We start from the raw sequence: 22,683 nt of genomic DNA on the forward strand, positions 1-22,683 counted from the left end.
GAGTTAATCCGCGCAGGCAGCGTTCGTTCCTGCTGGCTCGCTATTTTTTGGACGGCTTGCGGTTCCGCATTGCCGCAACCATCGCAGGCCCTCGCCGTTATCTCCGCGAGACGCGCGAAGGAGGAGATTATGAGGAAGACATTGGCAGTTCTGGCCACCGTCGCAGCCGTCGGCGTAACCGCGGTCGCGGCGCCTGCGCCTGCCGAGGCGCGTGGCCGCGGTATCGGGCCGGGCCTCGCATTCGGCCTTGCCGCCGGCGCAATCACGGCGGGCGCGGTCGCGGCATCGCATCCGTACGGCTATTACGGTCCGGGTTACGGCTATTACGACGGCCCGGGCTACTATTACGGACCGGGTCCTTACGCCTATTACGGCGGCGGACCGTACTATCGGCACCACCACTGGCGCCACTGGTAGCGACTGACAAGCGAAAAGCCCGGAGCAAGGCTCCGGGCTTTTTTTCGTTCGCCTGATGTCACGCTCTACGGCCAGAGCGAGGGACGCTCCGCCTTGCGGGCATTATCGAGCGTCGACACGAAATATTCCTCGCGCTCGCGCTTGAACTTCTCCTGGGTGGCGCGGAAGGCGGCAACACGGGCGGCGATCTCATCGCGTTCGCGGGCTTTGCGTTCTTCATCTTCGGTCATGTCCATCCCCTCTGTTCGCACCTGAACCTGTGTTTTCGACTGACCTCGAGCGCTGCCGCCGCATTGCGTCGTGAGACATCCATTGGGGCTCTCGAATGGGGCGTCAATTGGGAGGAGGCATTGCAGGATTGTGATATGCGAGGGGCGGCAGGAGTTGCCTACTCTGTTTCTCTTCGCTCTTTTTCATCATGTTGGACAAGAGCGTCAACAATCTTGCCGCTTGTGCGCCTTGCAGCTAGCGCAAACACATCGGGAGCAGCGATTGATTGCATTGGATCTTCGCAGCGGCGTCGAACGGCTCGGCGAGATGATCGCCGAAGCGAAGCGAATCGTGCCGTTCACCGGCGCCGGCATCTCGACCGAATGCGGCATCCCCGACTTCCGCTCGCCGGGCGGACTGTGGATGCGCAACCGTCCGATCCCGTTCGACGAGTTCGTGGCGAGCCAAGAGGCGCGCGACGAATCCTGGCGTCGCCGCTTTGCGATGGAGCAGGTCTTCGCAGCTGCAAAGCCGGGCCGCGGCCACCGAGCGCTGGCCTCGCTCTGTCGCGCCGGCAAGGTTCCCGCGATCATCACCCAGAATATCGACAATCTGCACCAGGCCTCGGGGGTGGCGGCCGAGCACGTGATTGAACTTCACGGAAATACTACTTATGCGCGCTGCCTCGGGTGCGGCAAGGTCTACCAGCTCGACTGGGTGAAGCGCCGATTCGACGCGGAGGGCGCTGCGCCCAACTGCACCACGTGCGACGAGCCGGTGAAGACCGCCACGATCTCGTTCGGCCAGATGATGCCCGAGGACGAAATGCAGCGGGCAACCGCGCTGTCGCAGGCCTGCGACCTCTTCATCGCAATCGGTTCCTCGCTGGTGGTGTGGCCGGCGGCAGGCTTTCCGATGTTGGCCAAGGACGCCGGCGCACGTCTGGTGATCATCAACCGCGAGCCGACCGAGCAGGACGACATCGCCGACCTCGTGATCCATCACGACATCGGCGAAACGCTCGGGCCCTTTGCCGGGAATTGAGGCATCAATTTGATTCGCGGCTGTGCAAGCTGTTCATAGGTCCCGGCGAATCTCTTTTTTGTCTATGCCTCGCAACCGGGAGTGTTATCTTTTGAGTCGAAAGATTCGCGTCGCGTCGAATTGAGAACATTCTCTTAAGACGCGTGATTCGAGCGCCGCCAATGTGGCGGGTTGCATGGCAGTGTGGGGTCCGGGGTTATGGGGTCGTCGGACGGATTTGAGTCCAAGAAGGTTGGAGTTCCCGTGGGCGAGCACGGTGGCGGTCGCGACAGCGCGCTCAGCCCCTTCACCGGACTGGGTGAGGGCAGCGGCAATCTGGTCGAGGTTCACGGCGTCATCAAATGGTTCGACGCCTCAAAGGGCTATGGCTTCATCGTTCCCGACAATGGTTGGCCCGACGTGCTCCTGCACGTCACCGTGCTGAGGCGCGACGGCTTTCAGACCGCTTACGAGGGCGCCCGCATCGTCGTCGAGTGCATCCAGCGCGCCAAGGGCTATCAGGCATTCCGCGTGGTCTCGATGGACGAATCCACCGCGATCCATCCGGCGCAGATGCTGCCGCCGCGCACCCACGTCACGGTCACCCCGACCAGCGGCCTGGAGCGGGCTCAGGTCAAATGGTTCAACCGGCTGCGCGGCTTCGGCTTCCTCACCTGCGGCGAGGGCACGCCCGACATCTTCGTGCACATGGAGACGCTGCGCCGATTCGGCATGACTGAACTGCGCCCCGGCCAATATGTGCTGGTTCGGTTCGGGCCCGGCTCCAAGGGCATGATGGCGGCCGAAATCCATCCCGAGACCGGCTCGCCGGGCTTGCAGTCGCACTAAAGGCACCAATTCCCGCAATCGTGAGCAGAGGCGCACCGGCCGACCGGCGCGCCTCTGGCTTTTCCGGCGACCGTTGCGTAAGGACTGTTCCAGTCCCACGCCCCGAGTACTCCCATGAATTCTGATCGAAAGGCCGTCTGGTCCGTTGTGAAGGGCTGGCTTGCCGTCATCCTCGTCGTTGCCGGCATGGTCGCCGCAATCGGATCCGTCCGCGCCGCGAGTTTCCAGCCGCTCGAGATCGTCACCAGAAGCGGCGTGCAGGTGTTCTCGGTCGAGATGGCGACGACCGAGCAGGAGAAGCAGACCGGCCTGATGTATCGCAAGGAACTGGCCGACGGCAAAGGCATGCTGTTCGACTTCAATCCCGAGCAGGAAGTTTCGATGTGGATGAAGAACACCTACGTCTCGCTCGACATGATCTTCATCCGCGCCGACGGCCGCATCCTGCGCATCGCCGAGAACACCGAGCCGCTCTCGACCAAGATCATCTCGTCTCAGGGCCCCGCCCGGGCGGTGCTGGAGGTGGTGGCGGGAACGGCGCAGAAATACGGCATCCGTCCTGGCGACCGGGTCGCCCACCCGCTGTTCGGCAGCAAATAGGCGCCCCGGATCGGCGTCATTGGCGCCTTGCTGGCGAGCCGGGAAGCGTGTATCGACGGGGCGCGCCGGACATTCGGGGTATAGCGCAGCCTGGTAGCGCGGCAGTTTTGGGTACTGCAGGTCGTTGGTTCGAATCCAGCTGCCCCGACCAGTCCCGACGTGCGCCTCAAGCATCCCCAGGCCGACGCCCAAGCCTTATGAGGGCTTCGGGACCGCGTCAGAACAACAGCCAGCTGACGAGGTGCCAAGCAACCCAGGCGAGGGCGCAAATCCAGCCCAGCATGGCGATCCCCGCGAGGCCGAGCCCGCCGAGCGCAAGCAGCGAGCTTCCGGCCTCCGGCGTCTCGACGAGCTTCTCCGGCGTATCGACTTGGCTCCCAGCGTTTCCTCGCCCTGCGGCCTGGCATTCGTTGGTTTCGGCTCGTTCGCGACAGTTCACCGGCCGCGCTCCAGCTCATATGGACGTGCGACGCCTCCGTGCAGGCGGGCGCACGCTGATTGCGGACACCCTCGGACAGGCGGGAAAAAGCTGCAACGCGTGGCGCAGCGATTGGTTGCCCTCGTGTGGGCCGAAAGGCGCGGCGGAAGCTTTGGCGCTCAACCTCGTTGCCGCGCGACTTCGGTGCGACGCCTCAAGCCGTGCGGTCGTCAGAGCGGCGCAGAATTTCCGGACGCTCTTCGAACCTTCTGAGCGCCGCCAAAGACATATTCGTGTTGGGGATTTCAGCGCCCAATGCCTAACGGACGCCGCCGAGCGATGATACTCCGCTTGCGCGGCGTTGCGCTTTTCAGGCATCACTGTTCAGATCTCGTCATCAGCTCGAGGCGTGCCAGCCGAGCGGAAATGGCACGAACGGCCAGACCGTCTGGTTATCGTTGGCGGCTTTCGGCGGCTGCTGGGCGGACGTGTTTACGATCGGGACAGGCGCCGTCGATCGCAGTGCCAAGCGCAGACATGCACATTGCAAATTCATTGTGGTCGCCCCGGCCGGTCAATTGTTTTCAAAATACGTGTCGGGCCAAAAACACGCGCGTCTCAAATCGGCGCGCTCTCAAATCACGCAAGCATTCTAGAAAAGTCGACCGCGGCTTTCAACCAATCTCGCCGTTTGCGCACGAGAAGTAAGGTTGACCGGTTAGGTTAAGGGCGAGCGATTGTTGCGGCCGCCTCAGTGACTGTTATCACATCAAGCACGGCTCGCGATGGGCTGCCGGAAATCCGCGCTCGCACGTGGACGGCAGCGCGCGCATCAGTTGAGTTCTGCGCGGGTGACTTCCGCGCCAGTGAGTTCTGCCATGTCTTTCGATCGCAATTCCAAGACCGCCGGTCCGCAGACGAGCTGGACCGAAATCTGGCATCTCTGGACCGTGATCGTGCCGCGCCGTTCGATCAACGGGCAGCTCGTGTACGGCAAGGTCTGGCGCCGCCATGACGGCCGCGACTGGATCTACAAGAAGTTCACCGAGTTCGACGGCGAAGCGGCGGCCTGACGCGGCTTCGGCCGCCGCGTCACGATCAGGCCGCCTTCGCTGCCGGCTTGGACGGTGGCGGCTTCAAGGGCTTGTCCTGCTTCTTCGACCAGGAGATGTAATAGGCCACCGTCGTCATGATCGCGATGCCGGCGATGCTGACGAAGAGCTGCGCAAGCAGCGAGCCCGAGCTCATCGACAGCTCGAAATGGCCGACGAAGGAGAGGAACACGCCGACGCAGAACACCGCGAGTGACTGCTGGCCGCAGACGATCAGCGGATCGAACACCTTCCACTCTAGGCCCGGCCACTCCTTCGGCACGAAGCGGATCACCAGGATCACGATCACGACGAAGTGGATGAAGCGGTAGGGCGCGAGGTTGGTCTTGTCGTTCGGGTTGAAGGCCGAGAACAGCCACTGCGGGAACATGCCGCCGAAGGTCGGGAAGCGCCCAGCCATAGTCATGATCAGCGCGAAGGCGAGATAGGCGAGGCAGAGGTAGAGCGTGACCGGCGCATTGATCAGCGCCATCGAGCGCCGCGCGCCGCCCATGGCGCACCAGGCCCCGAACACGAACAGCACCTGCCAGCAATACGGGTTGAAGTACCACTGCCCGGCCGGATAGGCCGTCAGATTCCAGCCGAAATGGCGCGCGGCGAGCCACAGCACGATTGACAGCGCCATCGTCACGTCGGGTTTGCGCAGCATGAACCACAGCACCGGCGGGAACAGTCCCATCAGCACGATGTAGAGCGGTAGCACGTCGAGATTGAGCGGCTTGAAGCGCAGAAACAGGCCCTGGCGCAGCGTCTCGGTGGCATTGTCGACGAGGCCGGCGACGTTGAACTCGTTGATCATCTCGGAATCGCCGAAGCGCAGGGCGAGGTAGCTGATCGAGGCGATATAGATCACGAACAGGATGATGTGGGCGACATAGAGCTGCCAGACCCGCTTGGTCAGCCTTGTGGCGCCGACGATGAAGCCGCGCTCCAGCATCATGCGCGCATAGACGAAGGACGCCGTGTAGCCGGAGATGAAGACGAAAAGGTCGGCGGCGTCGGAAAAACCGTAATTGCGCGTCGTGACCCAGTTCACGACGTTGTCGGGGATGTGGTCGAGGAAGATCGCCCAGTTCGCGACGCCGCGAAACAGGTCGAGCCGGAGGTCGCGACCCTTTTCGGGAAGTGTTGCGCTGATGTTCAGGAAGGCCATGCAACGAGAGCTTTCGGAAGGAACAAATACGCTGATGTCGGGGAGGCAATGGCGTCGGGCGGGGTCCCGGCGCGGAAGGCGGGTACGCAATTGTCACGGTGCAGCATAATGACTATACCCGTAAGGTAGGGCACCCGGGAGCCGGAATCACCGAACATTTCTCCAACGGTGTCTCTATACTATCCCCGAGGTTTCCACCAACTGCCACCGTGACGCATCGAAATCGAGCGAAAGACCAAGAGGCCCGGACCACCCATGACCGCACGCATTTTCAAGCCCGCCAAGAACGCGATGCAATCCGGCCGGTCCAAGACGAGGGAATGGCAGCTCGACTACGAGCCGGAGCAGCCGCGTTCGGTCGAGCCGCTGATGGGCTGGACCTCGTCCGGCGACATGAAGCAGCAGATCACCCTGCGCTTCCACTCTAAGGAAGAGGCGGTCGCCTATTGCGAGCGCAAGGGGATCGCCTACCAGGTGATCGAGCCGCAGGAGTCGGTGCGCCGGCCGGTCGCTTATGCCGACAATTTCTCGTTCCGGCGCGGCGAGCCCTGGACGCATTGAGGAGCGGGCGAGACTGCGCCGCGTCCAAACGACGTCAACTCGTCATGCCCGGGCTTGTCCCGGGCATCTACATCTCAGGGGCGCGCGAAAGAACCTAGATGGCCCGGACAGGGCCCGGCCATGAGGCAACCAGTGGCTCTGGCCCTTGGCAGCTATTCCGCCGCGTGCTTCGCTGGTGCGAGGCATGACGAGCTTATGGGCGAGGTGGGGTATGGCGGGGCGTGACCAGCTCGATCGCGTCGATCTGAAGATACTGTCCGAGCTGCAGCAGGACGGGCGGGTTCGCAACAACGAGCTGGCGCTGCGCGTCGGCGTATCCGCGCCCAACTGCCTGCGGCGGCTGAAATCGTTGTTCAGCCGCGGCGTGATCCGGGCGGTGCGCGCTGTCATCGACGAACGGCGGCTCGGCTTTGAGGTGGTGTCGTTCGTGTCGATCCAGCTCGGCAGCCAGGCCCAGCCGGTGCTGGAGGCGTTCGAGAGCTCGATCGCCGCAATCCCGCGCATCCAGCAGTGCTGGCGGATTTCGGGCGACACCGATTATCTCCTTAAATGCGTGGCGCCGAGCGTCGAGAGCATGCGCCAGCAGCTCCTGCATTTCGCCGCGATGCCGAACGTGAAGAACGTCCGCAGCTTTCCGGTGCTGGGTGTCGCGAAGGACGTGCCACTGCCGTTGCAGGAGGTCGCCGTGGCGGCGCCGGCAGGATAGGATCCGAATACTCCGGTCGGACAAATCGGTATTTCATGCAATCCGAATTATAATACATGAGTCAATAACCTAACTGCGACATGTGATTTGCGAAGTCCTGCAATGCGCTCGGCCGTGATTGTCGGTTCCCCGGCGCCGCTTAGATGCAAGGTGTGAACCTCGGCGTGCCTGCCATGCCGAGGACTCTTTTGTGGGACCCTGAAGCAGGAAAGACACCATGACATCGATTTCGAAGACGTTCGTCGCATCCGCTGCGACGCTGTTTGCATCTGCGTTTCTGATGATGACCGCACCCGCAGCACAGGCGGAAGAATACTGCATCACCAACGGCGCCCAGGCCGCTCATGGCTGCGGCTATCCGACGATGGAAGCGTGCCGGGCCGCGGCCGGCGGCATCGGCGGCACGTGCTCGCAGAGCGGCGGAGCGAAAACCTCCAGCGACGCGTTCGCCTTGCAGCCGAAGCAGACGCAGTCGCGCAAGCTTCGGTCGGGCGGACAGACCAATTCGAACTGACGTTGCAATCGAGACTGGTTTGGAGATGTTACGGCCTCCGAGAGTCATCTCGGAGGCCGTCAATTTCATGACGACCACGCAACGCACGCGCTCGCGTGTGCCTCACCGATACCGGCCGCGAAATTCACGCGGGCTCGCGCCGGTCCAGGTACGGAAGGCGCGCGAGAAGCTCTTCTCGTTGCGGAAGCCGGCGATCTCCGCGATGCGCTTGATCGGGGTGCGGCCGCGCATCAGCTCCTGCTTGGCGAGCTCGAACTTCGCCTCTTCCTTGAGATCGCGCAGTGAGGTGGCCTCTTCGCGCAGGCGTCGGTGCATGGTGCGTGTGGACAGCGCGAGCTCGCGCGCGACATCCTCGGCACCGAGGACCCGCCCACGCGCATTGCGGAGCACGCGGCGGACGCGCTCGACCAGCAGGCGGTCGCGCCGATAGGGCAGCACGGTCAGCCGCAACGCGCCTTTGAGCATGTTGTCGAGGTCGACCGCGGTGCGCGTGAGCGGCAGCGAGAGATAGTGCTTGTCGAAGATGATCGCGGCGCGGTCCGCGTCGAAGCGGATAGTCCGACAGAAGATGGTCGGATAGACGGAGACGTGGCCGGGCTCCGGGTACGGGAATTCAGCCGCGCGGAGCGCGATCTGGGAGTCGACCGCCCAACACGAGAAGCCGAGCACGTAGCGGAACAGGGTGACCAGGCAGAACTCGCGGAAGGGCCCGAGGTCACGGAGCTCGCGGATCGACACGACGGCCGTCTCTTCGCCAACCTCGAGATCGAGCAGCACATCCTCGGTCACCAGACGGTGATGCCGGCACCATCGCTTGAGCGCGACCTCCAGCGTCTGTGCGGTGATAGAGGCCCGGCACAGCATGCCGTAGGTGCCCCAAGGCAGCCGCCGCGAGAACCAGCCGAGCGCTTCGTCATCGAGCTCGCGCATGGCATGGCCTGCCACGGCCTCGAACTGGGCGGCGGTGATCCGCCCATCCGGAGAATTGACAAGGTCCAGCGCTACCTGACCCCGGCTCAGCGCCTCCGCTGGATCGCGGCCGTATCGTTCATAAGCGGCGACCACGCCGCGGACGAAGGCGGCAGGGGTCACGGCGCGGCGCGGGATAGCGGTGGCGGCTTGAAAAGGCATCGGAATTCCCTCGGAAAATCCTCGCCAAGTTTGGCGGAAAATGCAACCTTTTCGACCGCAAGAGCGCCTGGGCCCCGCTAGGTTCGGACGCAAAGATACGGAGGAATCGCCTTGAACATCCCGAGCATCGACTTCGATCTGGGCGAAGACATCGGCATGCTGCGCGACACGCTTCGCGCTTTCGTGGAGGCGGAGATCACCCCGCGCGCTGCCGACATCGAGAAAGCCAATCTGTTTCCGGCAGACCTCTGGAAGCGTTTCGGCGACCTCGGCCTGCTCGGCATGACCGCGCCGGAGCAATATGGCGGGTCAAACATGGGCTACCTCGCCCATATCGTCGCCATGGAGGAGATTTCGCGCGGCTCGGCTGCCGTGGGGCTCTCCTACGGCGCCCATTCCAATCTCTGCGTCAACCAGATCCGCCGCAACGGCAACGACACCCAGCGCCAGCGCTATCTGCCGAAGCTGATCTCCGGCGAGCATGTCGGCGCGCTCGCGATGTCGGAGCCCGGCGCCGGCTCCGACGTGGTCTCGATGAAGCTGCGCGCCGACAAGCGCGGCGACCGCTACGTGCTCAACGGCTCCAAGATGTGGATTACCAATGGCGGCGACGCCGACGTGCTCGTCGTCTACGCCAAGACCGATCCGGAGGCCGGTCCGCGCGGCATGACCGCCTTCCTCATCGAGAAAGGCTTCAAGGGATTCACCCACGGCCAGCACCTCGACAAGCTCGGCATGCGCGGCTCCAACACCTACCCCTTGTTCTTCGACGAATGCGAGGTGCCGGAGGAGAACGTGCTCGGCAAGGTGGGCGAGGGCGTCAAGGTGCTGATGTCCGGCCTCGACTATGAGCGCGCGGTACTGTCAGGCGGCCCGCTCGGCATTATGGCGGCCTGCATGGATGCGGTGGTGCCCTACATGCACGAGCGCAAGCAGTTCGGCCAGCCGATCGGCGACTTCCAGCTGATGCAGGGCAAGCTTGCCGACATGTATTCGACCTGGCAGGCCACGCGCGCTTATGTCTATGCGGTGGGGCGCGCCTGTGACCGCGCCGACCACGCGCGCAGCTTGCGCAAGGATGCCGCTGCCGCGATCCTCTATTCCGCGGAGAAGGCGACATGGATGGCGGGCGAGGCGATTCAGGCGCTCGGCGGGGTCGGCTACACCAGTGAATTTCCGGTCGGACGTCTGTGGCGCGACGCCAAACTGTACGAGATCGGCGCCGGCACCTCGGAGGTCCGCCGCATGCTGATCGGCCGCGAGCTGATGGCCGAGACGGCTTGAAACGTTCACCTCATTGGAATCATCATGCCGCTCCATTCCAGCATCGATCCGTCTTCATCAGACTTCGCGCGCAATTCCGAGGCCATGCGCACCCTTGTCGCGGACTTGCGTGAAAAGCTTAGCCAGGTCGCCGGCGGCGGCGGTGAGGCGTCGCGCAACCGCCACACCGCACGCGGCAAGATGCTGGCGCGCCAGCGCGTCGACCTGCTTGTCGATCCCGGGACGTCATTCTTGGAGCTGTCGCCGCTCGCGGCCTATGGCCTCTATGGCGGCGACGTGCATTCGGCGAGCGTCGTCACCGGGGTCGGGCGCATCTCGGGTCGCGAATGCGTGATCGTCGCCAATGATGCCACCATCAAGGGCGGCACCTACTATCCAATGACGGTGAAGAAGCATCTGCGTGCGCAGGACATCGCGCGGCAGAACAACCTTCCTTGCGTCTACATGGTCGATTCCGGCGGCGCCTTCCTGCCGCTCCAGGACGAGATCTTTCCGGATGAGCGGCATTTCGGCCGCATCTTCTACAACCAGGCGCAGATGTCCTCGGCTGGTATCCCGCAGATCGCGATCGTGATGGGCTCCTGCACTGCCGGCGGCGCCTATGTTCCAGCGATGTCGGACGAGAGCATCATCGTTCGCAATCAAGGCACCATCTTCCTCGGCGGTCCGCCACTGGTGAAGGCTGCGACCGGCGAAGTCGTGAGTGCGGAGGAGCTCGGCGGCGCCGACGTGCATTCGCGGCAGTCCGGCGTGACCGACCATTACGCACAGAACGATGCACACGCGATCGGCATCGCCCGGCGCATTGTCGGCACCTTGAAGCCACCGACGCGGCCGAACCTCAACATGCATCCGCCGCGCGAACCGCTGTTTGCGGCGGAGGAGATCTACGGCGTGGTCCCGGTCGACGGCCGCAAGCCATTCGACGTGCGCGACATCATCGCCCGCATCGTCGACGGCTCCGAGTTCGACGAGTTCAAGAAGCTTTACGGCACGACGCTGGTGTGCGGCTTCGCTCATATCTGGGGCTATCCGGTCGGAATTATCGCCAACAACGGCATCCTGTTCAGCGAGAGCTCGCTCAAGGGCGCACATTTCATCGAACTGTGCTGCCAGCGCGGCATCCCGCTGGTTTTCCTGCAGAACATCACGGGCTTCATGGTCGGCAAGAAATACGAGGCCGGCGGCATTGCGCGCGACGGCGCCAAGCTGGTGACGGCGGTTGCGACCGCTTCGGTGCCGAAATTCACCGTCGTGATCGGGGGCTCCTATGGCGCCGGCAATTACGGCATGTGCGGCCGCGCTTACTCGCCGCGCTTCCTGTGGATGTGGCCGAACGCGCGCATCTCGGTAATGGGCGGCGAGCAGGCCTCGATGGTGCTGAGCCAGGTCCGGCGCGACAATATCGAGGCCAAGGGTGATAGCTGGTCCAAGGAAGAGGAAGAGAAATTCCGTAGCCCCATCCGCGCGCAATATGAGAGCCAGGGGCATCCCTATTACGCGACCGCGCGCCTCTGGGACGACGGCGTGATCGATCCGGCCGACACGCGGCTGGTGCTTGGGCTCGGCCTCTCGGCGGCGTCGAATGCGCCGATCGAGCCGACGAAATTCGGCCTGTTCAGGATGTGATGCGATGGACCGCTCAAAGCTCTACCGGCGATTTCGCACGCTCCTGATCGCCAACCGCGGCGAGATCGCCTGCCGCGTCATCCGCACTGCGCGGGCCATGGGCCTGCGCACGGTCGCGGTCTATTCCGAGGCCGATCGCGACGCGATGCATGTCGCGCTCGCCGACGAGGCCGTGCTGCTCGGGCCGGCGCGGGCACGCGACAGCTATCTCAATGTCGAGCGGCTGATCGAGGCCGCGCGCAAGACCGGCGCCGAAGCCGTGCATCCCGGCTACGGCTTCCTATCGGAGAATGCCGAATTCGCGCGGGCCTGCCTCGATGCGGGGCTTGTTTTCGTCGGGCCAACCGCCGAGATGATGAATGCGATGGGCTCGAAATCCGGCTCCAAGGCGCTGATGGAGAAGGCTGGCGTGCCGCTGGTGCCCGGCTATCACGGCGAAGTCCAGGACGAGGCGACGCTTTCGAAGGCTGCGGACAGGATCGGCTTTCCCATCCTGGTGAAGGCGTCGGCCGGCGGCGGCGGCCGCGGTATGAGGATCGTGCGCTCGGCGGCCGAACTCGGGCCCGCGATCATCAGCGCCAAACGCGAAGCCAAGGCTGCGTTCGGCGACGACCGCATGCTGATCGAGAAGTATGTCGACAATCCTCGGCACATCGAGGTGCAGGTGATCGGCGACAGCCACGGCAATCTCTTGTCGCTGTTCGAGCGCGAGTGCACGCTCCAGCGCCGGCACCAGAAGGTGATCGAGGAGGCACCATCGCCGACACTCAATCCTGCCCAGCGCGAGACCGTTTGCGCCGCCGCGCGAAAGGCGGCGGGCGCGGTGAACTATGTCGGGGCGGGTACGATCGAGTTCGTCTCCGACGGCAAGGACGTGTTCTTCATCGAGATGAACACGCGCCTCCAGGTCGAGCATCCCGTGACCGAGCTGATTACGGGCATCGACCTCGTCGAATGGCAGCTGCGCGTCGCCTTCGGCGAGGCGCTGCCTTTGAAGCAGGACGAGATCCGGCTCAACGGCCATGCGGTCGAGGCGCGCGTCTATGCGGAAAATCCAACCAAGAATTTCATGCCATCGGTCGGCAGGATCTCGATCTGGCGTTTGCCGGCCGAGACCGGCGGACTGCGCATCGATGCCGGCTATCGCGAGGGCGACAGCGTGTCGCCGTATTACGATGCGATGCTCGCCAAGATGATTGCCTGGGCGCCGACGCGGGACGTCGCGATCGAGCGGCTCAACCGCGGACTGCAGGAGTCCGACGTCCGCGGCATCGTCACCAACATTCCGTTCCTGTCGGCGCTGATGACGCATCCGAAGGTGCGGACCAATGCGATCGACACCGGCTTCATCGAGCGCGAACTGGCGGTGCTGACACAGGCAGCGCCGGCGCCCGGCGAGCTCGAGCTGTGCGCCGCCGTGGCCGCAATCGTCAATGACGAACGGCAAGCAGCGCAGGCGGATGCGAATTCGCCCTGGCAGACCTTCGGCTGGCAGCCGGTCGGCTGCCGCCAGCGCATTTTCGCCTTTCGCGTCGGCCATGGGCCAGAGCAGAAGATTACGCTGAACTACGGGAGCGGCGCCTCGACGCTGGTGATCGGCGAACGCGAGCTGGCGTTCGCGATTGCCACCAAGGAAGGCGGCTTTGACTTGACGCTGGACGGCGTCAAATCGCAGGTCGCGGCGGTGATCGACGGCCATGAGCTGTATTTGCGCACGCGCAACGGCCGCTTCGACCTGCACTGGGTCGATCCGTTCGGCGGCGAGAGCGAAGAGCATGCCGGCGAGGACAAGATCGCGGCGCCGTTGCCGGGTACCGTCGTCGCCGTGCTGGCGGAGGAGGGCGCCAAGCTCGATAAGGGCGCGCCGATCCTCACGCTCGAAGTGATGAAAATGGAGCAGACGCTGCGCGCGCCCTATGCCGGCGTGCTGAAGTCCGTCAAATGCAAGGTCGGCGACATCGTGCAGGAGGGGATCGAACTCGCTGTGGTCGAGCCTTCGGGAGAGTGAGATGAGCGACCAAATCCGCATCATCGAGATGGGGCCGCGCGACGGCCTCCAGAACGAGAAGACGGTCGTCAGCGTCGGGTCCCGTATCGCCTTCGTCGAGGCGCTGGTCGCGGCTGGCCTCACCACGGTCGAGGTCGGCGCTTTCGTCTCGCCCAAGGCGATCCCGCAGATGGCAAGCTCGGACGCCGTGCTGCGCGGCGTCAGCCATGTGCAGGGCGCCGAATTCCATGTGCTGGTGCCGAACGAGAAGGGCTATGACGCCGCGAGCGCGGCGGGCGCGAAGGTCGTCTCGGTGTTCGCGGCAGCCTCGGAAGGCTTTTCGCGCGCCAACATCAATTGCTCGGTCGCGGAGTCCATCGAGCGGTTCAAGCCGGTGCTCGCGCGCGCCAAAGCCGATGGCGTCAAAGTGCGTGGCTATATCTCCTGCGTGCTGGGCTGCCCGTTCGACGGCGAGATCAAGCCGAAGGCGGTCGCCGATCTTGCCAACTCGCTATGGGAGCTCGGCTGCTACGAGATCTCGCTCGGCGATACAATCGGCGTCGGCACGCCGAGCAAGGCAAGGGAGATGCTGCGCGCAGTTGCCGCCAACATTCCTCCCGCCCATCTCGCAATGCATTTCCACGACACCTACGGCCAAGCCCTCGCCAATCTCTATGCGGGGATGGAGGAGGGCGTCCGCGTCATCGACGCCGCCGCGGGCGGCCTCGGCGGCTGCCCCTACGCCCCCGGAGCGACTGGCAATGTCGCGACCGAGGACGTCGTCTACATGCTCGAAGGTATGGGCATCAAGACCGGTATAGATATGGACCGGCTGCTGGCGGCGACCAACGAGATGAGTGCCGTGCTGGGCAAGCCGCCAGTGAGCCGCGTGGCGTCCGCGCTGAACGCCAAGCGGAGGCGCGCGGCGACTTAAGGCCGCTTACGCCGCCTTCAAGCCCACATCCGGCAGGCGCGGCCGGTTCTTGAGCGCCTTGTCCATCATGGCCTCGACTTCTGTCTTCTCTTGCGGCAGCAGCGCCAGGCGCGGCGGGCGCGTCAGCGCGGTGCCGCGGCCCATGATGTGCTCGCACAGTTTGATACACTGGACGAGGTCCGGGCGTGCATCCAGATGCAACAGCGGCATGAACCATTCGTAGAGCGGCATCGCCTCGGCGTAGCGCCCTGCCTTGGCGAGACGGAACAGGGTCTCGCCCTCGCGCGGGAAGGCGTTCGACATGCCGGAGACCCAGCCAACGGCGCCCATGGCGACGCTCTCGACGATGACGTCGTCAAGGCCCGCGAACAGCACGAAGCGGTCGCCGACCATGTTGCGGGTGTCGATGAACCGTCGCGTGTCGCCGGACGAATCCTTGAAGCAGACGACGGTGTCGACATCGGCGAGCGAGGCCAGGATGTCCGGAGTGACGTCGTTCTTGTAGATTGGCGGGTTGTTGTAGAGCATCACCGGCAGGTCGGTGGCACTGGCAACGGCGCGGAAATGCGCAGCCGTCTCGTGCGGCTTGGACGAATAGACCAGCGCCGGCATCACCATCACACCGTCGATACCGGCGCGCGCGGCTTCCCTGGCGGTCTCGACTGCAAACGCCGTGGTGAATTCGGCGATGCCGCACAGCACGGGCACACGGCCGGCCGCAACCGACTTCGCGGCCTCCATGATCGCGACCTTCTCCTTGCGCTCCAGCGAGGTGTTCTCGCCGACCGAGCCGCAGACGATCAGACCGGAAACGCCGTCGCGGATCAGCCCATCCATGACCTTGGCTGTCGCATCGATATTGAGCGACAGGTCGTCGTTGAATTGCGTGGTGACGGCCGGGAAGACGCCTTCCCAGGAAATGCGGTTCATTGCTTGGCTCCGATTGGAATTGTATCGGCGGATGGTTCGATCCGCCGGGCATTGACGGTGAGGGCGAGAGTGGGATCAGAGCGTCGCGCCGACCTTGCGCAGCTCGGCGAGGACAGGGGCTTTTGGCAGCCAGATCTTGTCGAACTCGGCAATGACGGCCTCGGTGTCCTTGGCGTCGACCTGGCGGATCGGAATCGGCGCGTTCTTGAAATTCTCGATCAGCGCGGGCTCATTGCCGGCGAGCTCGTCGATCTGCACATCCAGCGTCGACCTGATCGTCTTCGTGATCAGCTCGCGGTCGGCCGCGGGGAGCGACTGCCAGACCCGGCCCGAGACGACCGCCGCCATCGGCATGAAGACGGCATTCATCTGGAGGATCACTTTCGACACCTTGTCGAAGCGCTGGTTCCAGGAGAATTCGAGATCGGCCTCGAGGCCGTCGACCTGGCCGTTGGCCATGGCGTCGAACACCTGCGGCGTCGGGATCGGAGTCGGTGCAGCGCCCAGCGAGGAATAGAAATCGCGATAGACCGGCGTCGGATTGATGCGCAGCTTCATGCCGCGAATGTCGGCCAGCGTATTCAGATCCTTGGAGGAGAACACGGCGCGCATGCCGGTGATGCCCCAGCCGAGCCCGATCGTTCCGGTCTCCTGCGGCAGCACTTCGAACAGCTTCACCGCAGCCGGATGCCGCACGAATTTCGCGACCGCAGGCGTCGAGCGGACGATGTAGGGCGCATTGATCGCGGCGATGTGCGGCACGCGCGAGCCGAGCTCGGCGGCCTGGATGAAGCCCATGTCGAGTGCGCCGGATTGCAATTGCTGCATCATCGCGGGCTCGTTGCCGAGCTGCCCGGAGTGGAACACGCTGACGCTCAAGCGGCCGCTCGTGACCGCCTTGAGATCTTCGCCGAATTTGAGGGCGGCCTTGTTCCAGGAATGGCCGTTGGGCGTGATCAGGCCGAGCCGGAATTCCTTGGGTTGGGCGAGCGCCAGCGACGGCGCGAACACCGATGCGGCGGCACTGGCGGCCAGAAAGCGGCGACGTGAAAGCGGCATGGTCGGGCTCCTTTCGGATGGGCCTATTTGACGAGGATCAGCGAGAGTGACGGGTAGAGCGAGAGCAGCACGAGGAGGACGCAGGAGATGACGAAGAAGGGCAGCGTCACCATGAACATCTTGCCCGGCTTGGCACCGGTGACAGCGGCCGCAACGAAGAAGCAAAGTCCGACCGGCGGCGACAGCAGGCCGAGCACGAGATTGATCACCACCACGACGCCGAAATGCCGGGGGTCGATGTGATAGACGTCGGTCGCGACCGGAAGCAGGATCGGCACCGTCATGATCAGGCCGGGAATGCCGTCGATCACCGTGCCGATCACCAGCAGGATGACGTTGCAGATCAGCATGAAGCTGACCGGGTCCTTGGCGGCCGTCTGGATCCAGGCGGCAGTCTCCTGCGGCACTTTGCCGAAGATCAGGACCCAGGAGAACACCGCCGCGGCTGCCACCAGGAACAGCACGATTGCCGAGTAGATGCCGCTGCGCAGCATCATCTGCGGCAGCTGGGAAACTTCGAACTCCTTGGTCCAGAATTTTCCGACCAGTGCTGCTGCGACGGCCCCGACGGCGGCGGATTCGGTCGCGTTGGCGAGGCCGCCGAGAATGGTGCCGACGATGACGATGGGGATCAGCAGCGTCGGAGACGTCCGCAGGATCGTCATGATGCGCTGACGCGGCGTCTGATAGTCCGCACGGGGATAGTTGTAGACATAGCCCATCAGCGCGATGACGAGGCAGAACATCACGGTGAGGATGACGCCAGGCACGATGCCGGCGATCAGCATGTCGCTGACCGAGACCTGCGCGAGCACGCTGTAGACCACGAACATCACCGATGGCGGGATGATCGGGCCGAGCATGCCGCCATAGGCGGTCAGTCCCGCGGCGAAGGTCTTGTCGTAGCCCTTCTTCTCCATCTCCGGCACCATGATCTGGGCCATGATCGCGACCTGCGCAGTCGCAGAGCCCAGGATCGACGAGATGAACATGTTGGCGAGGATATTGACGTAGGCGAGCCCGCCCTTGAACGAGCCGACGAACGCCATCGCCATGTCGACGATGCGCCTTGTGATGCCGCCGCCATTCATGATCTCGCCGATAAGGATGAAGAGCGGAATGGCGATCAGGCCGTAGCTGTCGACGCCGCCGAAAAGCTGGAGCGGGTAAGACTGGAACAGCACGGGATTGCCGGATGCGGCGATGTAGACGAGGCCGGCGAGGCACAGGCAGAGGCCGATCGGCACGCCGACCAGCATGAAAGCCATGAAGGCGGCTGATGTGATCATCAGTTGACCCCGTCCAGCTCGGAGAGCTGAAAGCCTTTTGGCGAGGTGCGCGGGACCAACTCGAGATCTTCCAGCAGATTGGCGAGGCCGTGAATGGTCATCGACACCGCGAAGATCGGCAGCGTCAGGTATAGCATCCAGGTCGGCCAGTTCAGCGTCTGGGTGTGCTCGGTGTAGAGGAAGTTGAAGGTCTCGGCGGCGAGCTTGCGCCCGTCGAAGCCAGCGCGGGCGAGACCAATCGGGTCCATCCAAAGCACGCAGGTGACGATCAGTGCGGCGCCGAACACGACCACGAGGCCGGTCGAGATCACTTTGGCGAGCTTCTGGCGCGGCGCCGAAAGACGCTCCGTCAGCATAGTCACCGCGAAATCGAGCCGCAGCCGGGTCATTGCGGAGGCGCCGATGAAGGTCAGCCAGACCACGCAATAGACGGCGGATTCGTCGATCCAGTAGATCGGGAAATGCGAGTACCGGGTGACGACGTTCACCAGGATCAATCCGGTGAGCAGGTACATGAGGCCCATCAGCGCGAGGCGCTCGACCGCGAGCAGGGCGCTGGACGCGCGGACGATCATGCGTCGAACGCTGAATGCGCGTGTGGGCAGCATCGTCTGTTCGATCATGGAGGCCCAACCTCGAGATTTGTCGTGCTATCGCCAAATGTATAATTTATACATCTAGGCTGTCAAACGGAGATTGCGGCCACTTCGGCGGCAGGACGCGGTTTTGCTGGGCACTGGCTTTTGCTGGACTCTAGCTTTCGCTGAAGCCTTCAACATGCAAGAGAGGGACCGCTTCGGCCGGATGAATCGCGAAGGAAAGGCAGAAGGTCAGATGAAACAGCCTCTGAAGCATCGCACGCTGTCGGCCGCGATCGTCGACCAGCTCAGGCAGGCGATCCTCGACGGCACCTATCCGGCGGGATCGCAGCTGCGCCAAGATGCGCTTGGCGAGGCCTATGGCGTCAGCCGCATCCCGGTGCGGGAGGCGCTGTTTCAGCTGGAGGCGGAAGGGCTGGTGCGCATCGTGCCGCAGAAGGGCGCCATCGTCTCCGAGCTGTCGCTGGACGAGATCAACGACGTGTTCGATTTGCGCCGCATCCTGGAGCCGAGATTGCTGGCGCAGTCGGCGCCACGTTTCACCGTTGATGATTTCGACGGGCTCGACGACATCCACAAGAGTTTTGAGAAGGCGATCAAGGCGCGCAACGTCAGCGAATGGGGGCAGCTCAATGCCGACTTCCACATGGCGCTCTACGTTCATGCGCCGCAGCCGCGCACAAGAGCGATCGTGCTGTCACTGCTCCAGACCAGCGACCGCTACACCCGCTTGCAGCTCTCCAACACCAAGGCGATGGGGATCGCCGAGAAGGAGCACGCGTATCTGATCACGCTCTGCCGCGCACGGAAGGTCGATGAGGCCTGCCGTTTCCTGGAGCGGCACATCGAAGCCGTGCGTAAGGATCTGTTGCAGGTGGTGGCCGGCAGCGCGATCGCGCCGAAGTCACGGCGGAAGGAGAAATCGTAAAGCGAGGAAAAGCGCGCAGCGCCGTGCCCACCATCTGTCCATGATCGCGACAGAAGTGGTGGGCACGCTTCCGCCTTCGCTCCTCGAGCTACGGCAGTTCGGCTAGCTCTACCTGCTCCCGTCCGGCCCCATCACGAGATCCGGCAGCCAGGTCGAGATCTCCGGCACGAGGCACAGCAGCAGGACTGCGAGCATCATCAGCAGCACGAAGGGGAGCGTGCCCCAGATCACCTCGCGCAAGGGAATGTCGGGCGCGACATTGCGGATGACGAAGATGTTGAGGCCAACCGGCGGGTGGATCAGGCCCATCTCCATCACGATGGTCATGACCACGCCGAACCAGATGATGTCGAAATTGGCGGCGCGGAGCGGCGGCAGGATGATCGGCGCCGTCATCAGGATAATCGAGACCGGCGGCAGGAAGAAGCCGAGCACCACGACCATGACGAGGATCGCGAACAGCAGCTCCCAGCGCGGCAGGTGCATCGCGACGATCGATTCGGCGACCGATTGCGAGATGTGCAGATAGCTCATCACGTAGGAATAGAGCAACGACATGCCGATGATCATCATTAGCATGGTCGATTCCCGGATCGTCGACCGCATAATCGGAGCGAGATCGCTCGGTCGCCACACGCTGTAGATCGCTGCGATCAGCGCCAGCGCCAAGAGGCCGCCGAGGCCGGCGGTTTCCGACGGCGTGGCGTAGCCGCCATAGAGCGCGATCATGACGCCGGTGAGCAGCAGCACGAAGGGGATCACCCGCGGCAGCACGCTGAAGCGTTCGGCGAGCGTATACTCGTCGCGCTGCAGGATCGCAGCTTCCGCGCCGCCGTTCTTGTAAATCGCTTCGGCGGCGGCATATTCCTGGCGGAAGCGGATCACGGCATAGGCGCCGAACAGCGAGACCAGCAAGAGGCCGGGCCCGATGCCGGCGAGGAACAGCCGCCCGAGCGACTTTTCGGCGGCGACGGCGAACAGGATCATGGTGATCGAGGGCGGCAGCAGAATGCCGAGCGTGCCGCCGGCAGCGATGATGCCGGCAGCAAAGCCGCCGGAATAGCCGCGCTTGCGCATCTCGGGGATGCCGGCCGAGCCGATCGCCGAGCAGGTCGCGGGCGAGGAGCCCGCCATCGCTGCAAACAGCGCACAGGCGAAGACGTTGGCAACGCCGAGGCCGCCCGGCACCCGATGCAGCCAGGCATGCAGCGCCGAATAGAGATCCTGGCCGGCGCGCGACTTGCCGATCGCGGCACCCTTGAGAATGAAGAGCGGGATCGACAAGAGTGTGATCGAGGCCATTTCCTCGTAGACGTTCTGCGTCACCGTATCGAGCGAAGCGGCGGGCATGTAGATGCCCATGAACACGACTGCGACTGCGCCAAGCGCGAACGCAATCGGCATGCCCGAAAACATCACGAGCAGCGTCGCGATTCCATAGGCGAGGCCGATACCAAAGACGCTCATGGCCGCCGGGCTCCGGTGAAGGGCAGCGCAAGCTGCACGAGGATCTGGATGCAGAGCAGGCTCATGCCGAGTGCCATCAGCGAATAGGGAATGGCGAGGGGCGGCGACCACATCGAGTTGGAGACCTGGCCGTCGACATAGGCTTCATGGGCCAGGGTCCAGGACTTCCAGGCGAAGAAGGCGCAGAACAGGAACGTTGCGGCGTCGACCAGCCAGAGCCGGACCTTGTTCGCGAACGGCGAGAGCAGGCCGACGAAGGCCTCGATGCCGATGTGGCCGCGGTTCTGCTGCACATAGGCCGCCGTCATGAAGGTGGCGCCGACCAGCAGGAACACGGCGGCCTCGTCCTGCCAGTAATTGGCGGCCTTGAACAGCGCGCGGCTGAGCACGCTGTAGCTCAGGATCATACAGGCCGCGACCAGCGCGATCGCGGCGAACACGACGATGATGCTGTTGAGGACGGCGAGGCCGCGATCGATCGCCGCCGCAAGGCCTGTTCTTGCGGCAGCGTTCGGCAGGTCATCACGATCCGGAAGCGGACCGTGGCTCATGCTGCGACGTCGGTGGCGAGCTTGAGCAGGTTCGCAGCGGTCGCGGTCTTGGCGCTGTAGTCCTTCCAGGCGGTGTCGCGGGCGATGTCGCGCCACTTGCCGACGGTCGCGGCGTCGAGCGCCGAGACCTTGGCGCCGGCTTTCTCGTAGACCTTGGCGACCTCGACGTCGTCGTCCTGCGCGCCCTTGCGGCCGAAGGCTTCGAGCTCGGTGCCGACCGCGAGCAGGATGTCCTGATGGTTCTTCGGCAGCTTGTCGAAGATCGCCTTCGACATCATCAGCGGCTCGAGCATGAACCAATAGGAGGTGCCGGCCCCTGATGTCAGCGACTTCGCGACCTCTTCGAGACGGAACGAGATCAGGCTGGTGGACGAGGTGATGCCGGCATCGCAGGCGCCGGTCTGCATCGCCGCATAGATTTCGTTCGATGGCACCGACAGCACCGAGGCACCGGCGGTCTGGAGCACCATGTCCATCTCGCGCGAGCCGCCGCGCACCTTCAGGCCCTTGGCGTCTTCAGGCGCGACGATCGGCTTGGAGCGGCTGGCGACGCCGCCGGCCTGCCAGACCCAGGTGAGCAGAATGATGCCCTTATCGGCGAGGAAGTCGGTCAGCGCCTTTCCGACCGGTTCTTTCTTCCAGCGCAAGCCCTGGTCGTAGGTGGTCACGAGGCCGGGCATCAGGCCGATATTGGTCTCCGGCAGCTCGCCGCCCGCATAAGGCATCGGATAGAGGCTGATGTCGAGCGCGCCCTTGCGCATCGCGGAGAACTGCGCGTTGGTCTTGATCAGCGAGGAGTTCGGATAGATTTCAGCGGCGATGTCGCCATTGCTGCGCTTGGCGACTTCGGCGGCGAACATGCGGCAGAGCCGGTCGCGGAAATCGCCTTTGTCGATGGTGCCACCTGGGAATTGGTGCGAGATCTTCAGCGTGGTGGCGGCCTGCGCCGTCCCGGTGCCGAAGCGAAGAATGGCGGGTGCGGCGACGGCGGTCGCGAGCAGATGACGGCGCGTGAGCATGGTGTGATCCCCTTGGGCGGTTCTTTGCACGGTTCTTGTTTGGCGTGAATTTGGGTCCGGGTTTTCGAGCCCGGCGCGTAGGCCCATCCTAGCCGGTCTTACACCCGATGATCTCTCATCTGATAGTTCGAGACCGAATGCCGCGGCAAGTGCCGGACGTGCTGCGCTGCACACTTCGATCTGCGTGGGACTACGCCAGACGAAGGACGGCAGCGGGCGCGCGGAAATTATCGGCCGGCGCGTAACAACACCACGTGACAATCCGTCGACAGGACAGCGGCATCCGTCGCTGACAAACACCATCTCGAAGGGA

General features: G+C 63.9%; 24 protein-coding genes and 1 tRNA gene. 14 read left to right on the forward strand and 11 right to left on the reverse strand.

Annotated features, from left to right (window positions below; genetic code table 11):
• The first annotated feature begins 129 nt into the window (after positions 1-129).
• Positions 130-417 carry a hypothetical protein gene (locus IVA78_RS07200; RefSeq protein ID WP_247281020.1) on the forward strand — a complete coding sequence of 96 codons (288 nt, stop codon included), beginning with the start codon at positions 130-132 and terminating at the stop codon, positions 415-417.
• Positions 418-482: 65 nt separating this feature from the next.
• Here the strand turns inward: IVA78_RS07200 and IVA78_RS07205 are convergent, their stop codons facing one another.
• Positions 483-647, reverse strand: a complete 165-nt coding sequence (locus tag IVA78_RS07205; protein WP_247281021.1) for a hypothetical protein — start codon at positions 645-647, stop codon at positions 483-485.
• A 262-nt stretch (positions 648-909) separates the two neighbouring features.
• Here IVA78_RS07205 and IVA78_RS07210 point away from each other — a divergent pair, with 262 nt between their 5' ends.
• The 4 genes from IVA78_RS07210 (at position 910) to IVA78_RS07225 (ending at position 3,250) form a co-directional block, all read left to right on the forward strand.
• Positions 910-1,671: a Sir2 family NAD-dependent protein deacetylase gene (locus tag IVA78_RS07210; protein ID WP_247281022.1), complete on the forward strand. Its 762-nt coding sequence runs from the start codon at positions 910-912 to the stop codon at positions 1,669-1,671.
• 198 nt (positions 1,672-1,869) lie between these two features.
• Positions 1,870-2,499: a cold-shock protein gene (locus tag IVA78_RS07215; RefSeq protein ID WP_247281023.1), complete on the forward strand. Its 630-nt coding sequence runs from the start codon at positions 1,870-1,872 to the stop codon at positions 2,497-2,499.
• A 114-nt stretch (positions 2,500-2,613) separates the two neighbouring features.
• Entirely contained in the window at positions 2,614-3,099 is a 486-nt protein-coding gene (locus tag IVA78_RS07220; RefSeq protein WP_247281024.1) for a DUF192 domain-containing protein, read from the forward strand.
• Between the two features lie 74 nt (positions 3,100-3,173).
• Positions 3,174-3,250: transfer RNA gene (locus IVA78_RS07225), tRNA-Pro, on the forward strand.
• 66 nt (positions 3,251-3,316) lie between these two features.
• On the opposite strand, the gene IVA78_RS07230 is transcribed toward IVA78_RS07225, so the two are convergent.
• Positions 3,317-3,538 carry an RNA-binding protein gene (locus IVA78_RS07230; protein WP_247281025.1) on the reverse strand — a complete coding sequence of 74 codons (222 nt, stop codon included), beginning with the start codon at positions 3,536-3,538 and terminating at the stop codon, positions 3,317-3,319.
• Positions 3,539-4,395: 857 nt separating this feature from the next.
• Between IVA78_RS07230 and IVA78_RS07235 the strand changes: the two genes are divergently transcribed.
• Positions 4,396-4,590, forward strand: a complete 195-nt coding sequence (locus tag IVA78_RS07235; protein WP_247281026.1) for a hypothetical protein — start codon at positions 4,396-4,398, stop codon at positions 4,588-4,590.
• A 25-nt stretch (positions 4,591-4,615) separates the two neighbouring features.
• Here the strand turns inward: IVA78_RS07235 and IVA78_RS07240 are convergent, their stop codons facing one another.
• The gene (locus IVA78_RS07240; protein ID WP_247281027.1) at positions 4,616-5,782 is read right to left on the reverse strand and encodes an OpgC domain-containing protein; all 1,167 of its coding nucleotides are present in this window, start codon (positions 5,780-5,782) and stop codon (positions 4,616-4,618) included.
• A 255-nt stretch (positions 5,783-6,037) separates the two neighbouring features.
• Between IVA78_RS07240 and IVA78_RS07245 the strand changes: the two genes are divergently transcribed.
• The 3 genes from IVA78_RS07245 (at position 6,038) to IVA78_RS07255 (ending at position 7,563) form a co-directional block, all read left to right on the forward strand.
• Positions 6,038-6,343, forward strand: coding sequence for an ETC complex I subunit (locus tag IVA78_RS07245; RefSeq protein ID WP_247281028.1), 306 nt, complete (start codon positions 6,038-6,040; stop codon positions 6,341-6,343).
• A gap of 211 nt (positions 6,344-6,554) precedes the next feature.
• Entirely contained in the window at positions 6,555-7,049 is a 495-nt protein-coding gene (locus IVA78_RS07250) for an Lrp/AsnC family transcriptional regulator (protein WP_247281029.1), read from the forward strand.
• Positions 7,050-7,266: 217 nt separating this feature from the next.
• Positions 7,267-7,563 carry a DUF3551 domain-containing protein gene (locus tag IVA78_RS07255; protein ID WP_247281030.1) on the forward strand — a complete coding sequence of 99 codons (297 nt, stop codon included), beginning with the start codon at positions 7,267-7,269 and terminating at the stop codon, positions 7,561-7,563.
• Positions 7,564-7,665: 102 nt separating this feature from the next.
• Here IVA78_RS07255 and IVA78_RS07260 read toward each other — a convergent pair whose 3' ends face one another.
• Positions 7,666-8,694, reverse strand: coding sequence for an AraC family transcriptional regulator (locus IVA78_RS07260; RefSeq protein WP_247281031.1), 1,029 nt, complete (start codon positions 8,692-8,694; stop codon positions 7,666-7,668).
• 111 nt (positions 8,695-8,805) lie between these two features.
• Here IVA78_RS07260 and IVA78_RS07265 point away from each other — a divergent pair, with 111 nt between their 5' ends.
• From IVA78_RS07265 to IVA78_RS07280, 4 genes are read left to right on the forward strand one after another with little or no spacing between them, the layout of a single operon-like run.
• Complete coding sequence (locus IVA78_RS07265; protein ID WP_247281032.1) at positions 8,806-9,978, forward strand: isovaleryl-CoA dehydrogenase; 1,173 nt, start codon at positions 8,806-8,808, stop codon at positions 9,976-9,978.
• A gap of 24 nt (positions 9,979-10,002) precedes the next feature.
• Positions 10,003-11,607: a carboxyl transferase domain-containing protein gene (locus IVA78_RS07270; protein WP_247281033.1), complete on the forward strand. Its 1,605-nt coding sequence runs from the start codon at positions 10,003-10,005 to the stop codon at positions 11,605-11,607.
• Positions 11,608-11,611: 4 nt separating this feature from the next.
• The gene (locus tag IVA78_RS07275; RefSeq protein WP_247281034.1) at positions 11,612-13,615 is read left to right on the forward strand and encodes an acetyl/propionyl/methylcrotonyl-CoA carboxylase subunit alpha; all 2,004 of its coding nucleotides are present in this window, start codon (positions 11,612-11,614) and stop codon (positions 13,613-13,615) included.
• Between the two features lies 1 nt (position 13,616).
• A complete protein-coding gene (locus IVA78_RS07280; protein ID WP_247281035.1) occupies positions 13,617-14,528 on the forward strand; it encodes a hydroxymethylglutaryl-CoA lyase in 912 nt (303 codons plus the stop codon).
• 6 nt (positions 14,529-14,534) lie between these two features.
• Here the strand turns inward: IVA78_RS07280 and IVA78_RS07285 are convergent, their stop codons facing one another.
• The 4 genes from IVA78_RS07285 to IVA78_RS07300 form a co-directional block, all read right to left on the reverse strand.
• Positions 14,535-15,458: a dihydrodipicolinate synthase family protein gene (locus tag IVA78_RS07285; RefSeq protein WP_247281036.1), complete on the reverse strand. Its 924-nt coding sequence runs from the start codon at positions 15,456-15,458 to the stop codon at positions 14,535-14,537.
• A gap of 75 nt (positions 15,459-15,533) precedes the next feature.
• Positions 15,534-16,517, reverse strand: a complete 984-nt coding sequence (locus IVA78_RS07290; protein WP_247281037.1) for a TRAP transporter substrate-binding protein — start codon at positions 16,515-16,517, stop codon at positions 15,534-15,536.
• Between the two features lie 23 nt (positions 16,518-16,540).
• Positions 16,541-17,806 (reverse strand): TRAP transporter large permease, encoded by a 1,266-nt coding sequence (locus tag IVA78_RS07295; protein ID WP_247281038.1) that lies wholly within the window; start codon positions 17,804-17,806, stop codon positions 16,541-16,543.
• Positions 17,806-18,414, reverse strand: coding sequence for a TRAP transporter small permease (locus tag IVA78_RS07300; RefSeq protein ID WP_247281126.1), 609 nt, complete (start codon positions 18,412-18,414; stop codon positions 17,806-17,808). Before IVA78_RS07300 ends, IVA78_RS07295 begins: the two co-directional genes overlap by 1 nt.
• A 226-nt stretch (positions 18,415-18,640) precedes the next feature.
• Between IVA78_RS07300 and IVA78_RS07305 the strand changes: the two genes are divergently transcribed.
• Positions 18,641-19,333, forward strand: a complete 693-nt coding sequence (locus tag IVA78_RS07305) for a GntR family transcriptional regulator (RefSeq protein WP_247281039.1) — start codon at positions 18,641-18,643, stop codon at positions 19,331-19,333.
• A 108-nt stretch (positions 19,334-19,441) separates the two neighbouring features.
• On the opposite strand, the gene IVA78_RS07310 is transcribed toward IVA78_RS07305, so the two are convergent.
• Genes IVA78_RS07310 through dctP form a run of 3 tightly spaced genes read right to left on the reverse strand, consistent with a single transcriptional unit; the run spans position 19,442 to position 22,370 of the window.
• Entirely contained in the window at positions 19,442-20,800 is a 1,359-nt protein-coding gene (locus IVA78_RS07310) for a TRAP transporter large permease (protein ID WP_247281040.1), read from the reverse strand.
• The gene (locus tag IVA78_RS07315; RefSeq protein WP_247281041.1) at positions 20,797-21,351 is read right to left on the reverse strand and encodes a TRAP transporter small permease; all 555 of its coding nucleotides are present in this window, start codon (positions 21,349-21,351) and stop codon (positions 20,797-20,799) included. Before IVA78_RS07315 ends, IVA78_RS07310 begins: the two co-directional genes overlap by 4 nt.
• On the reverse strand, positions 21,348-22,370 hold the full coding sequence (gene dctP, locus IVA78_RS07320; protein WP_247281042.1) for a TRAP transporter substrate-binding protein DctP: 1,023 nt from the start codon (positions 22,368-22,370) through the stop codon (positions 21,348-21,350). The genes IVA78_RS07315 and dctP overlap by 4 nt, the downstream gene beginning before the upstream one ends.
• Positions 22,371-22,683 lie beyond the last annotated feature (313 nt).

Source organism: Bradyrhizobium sp. 137, assembly GCF_023074095.1.
Taxonomy (GTDB): Bacteria; Pseudomonadota; Alphaproteobacteria; order Rhizobiales; family Xanthobacteraceae; genus Bradyrhizobium.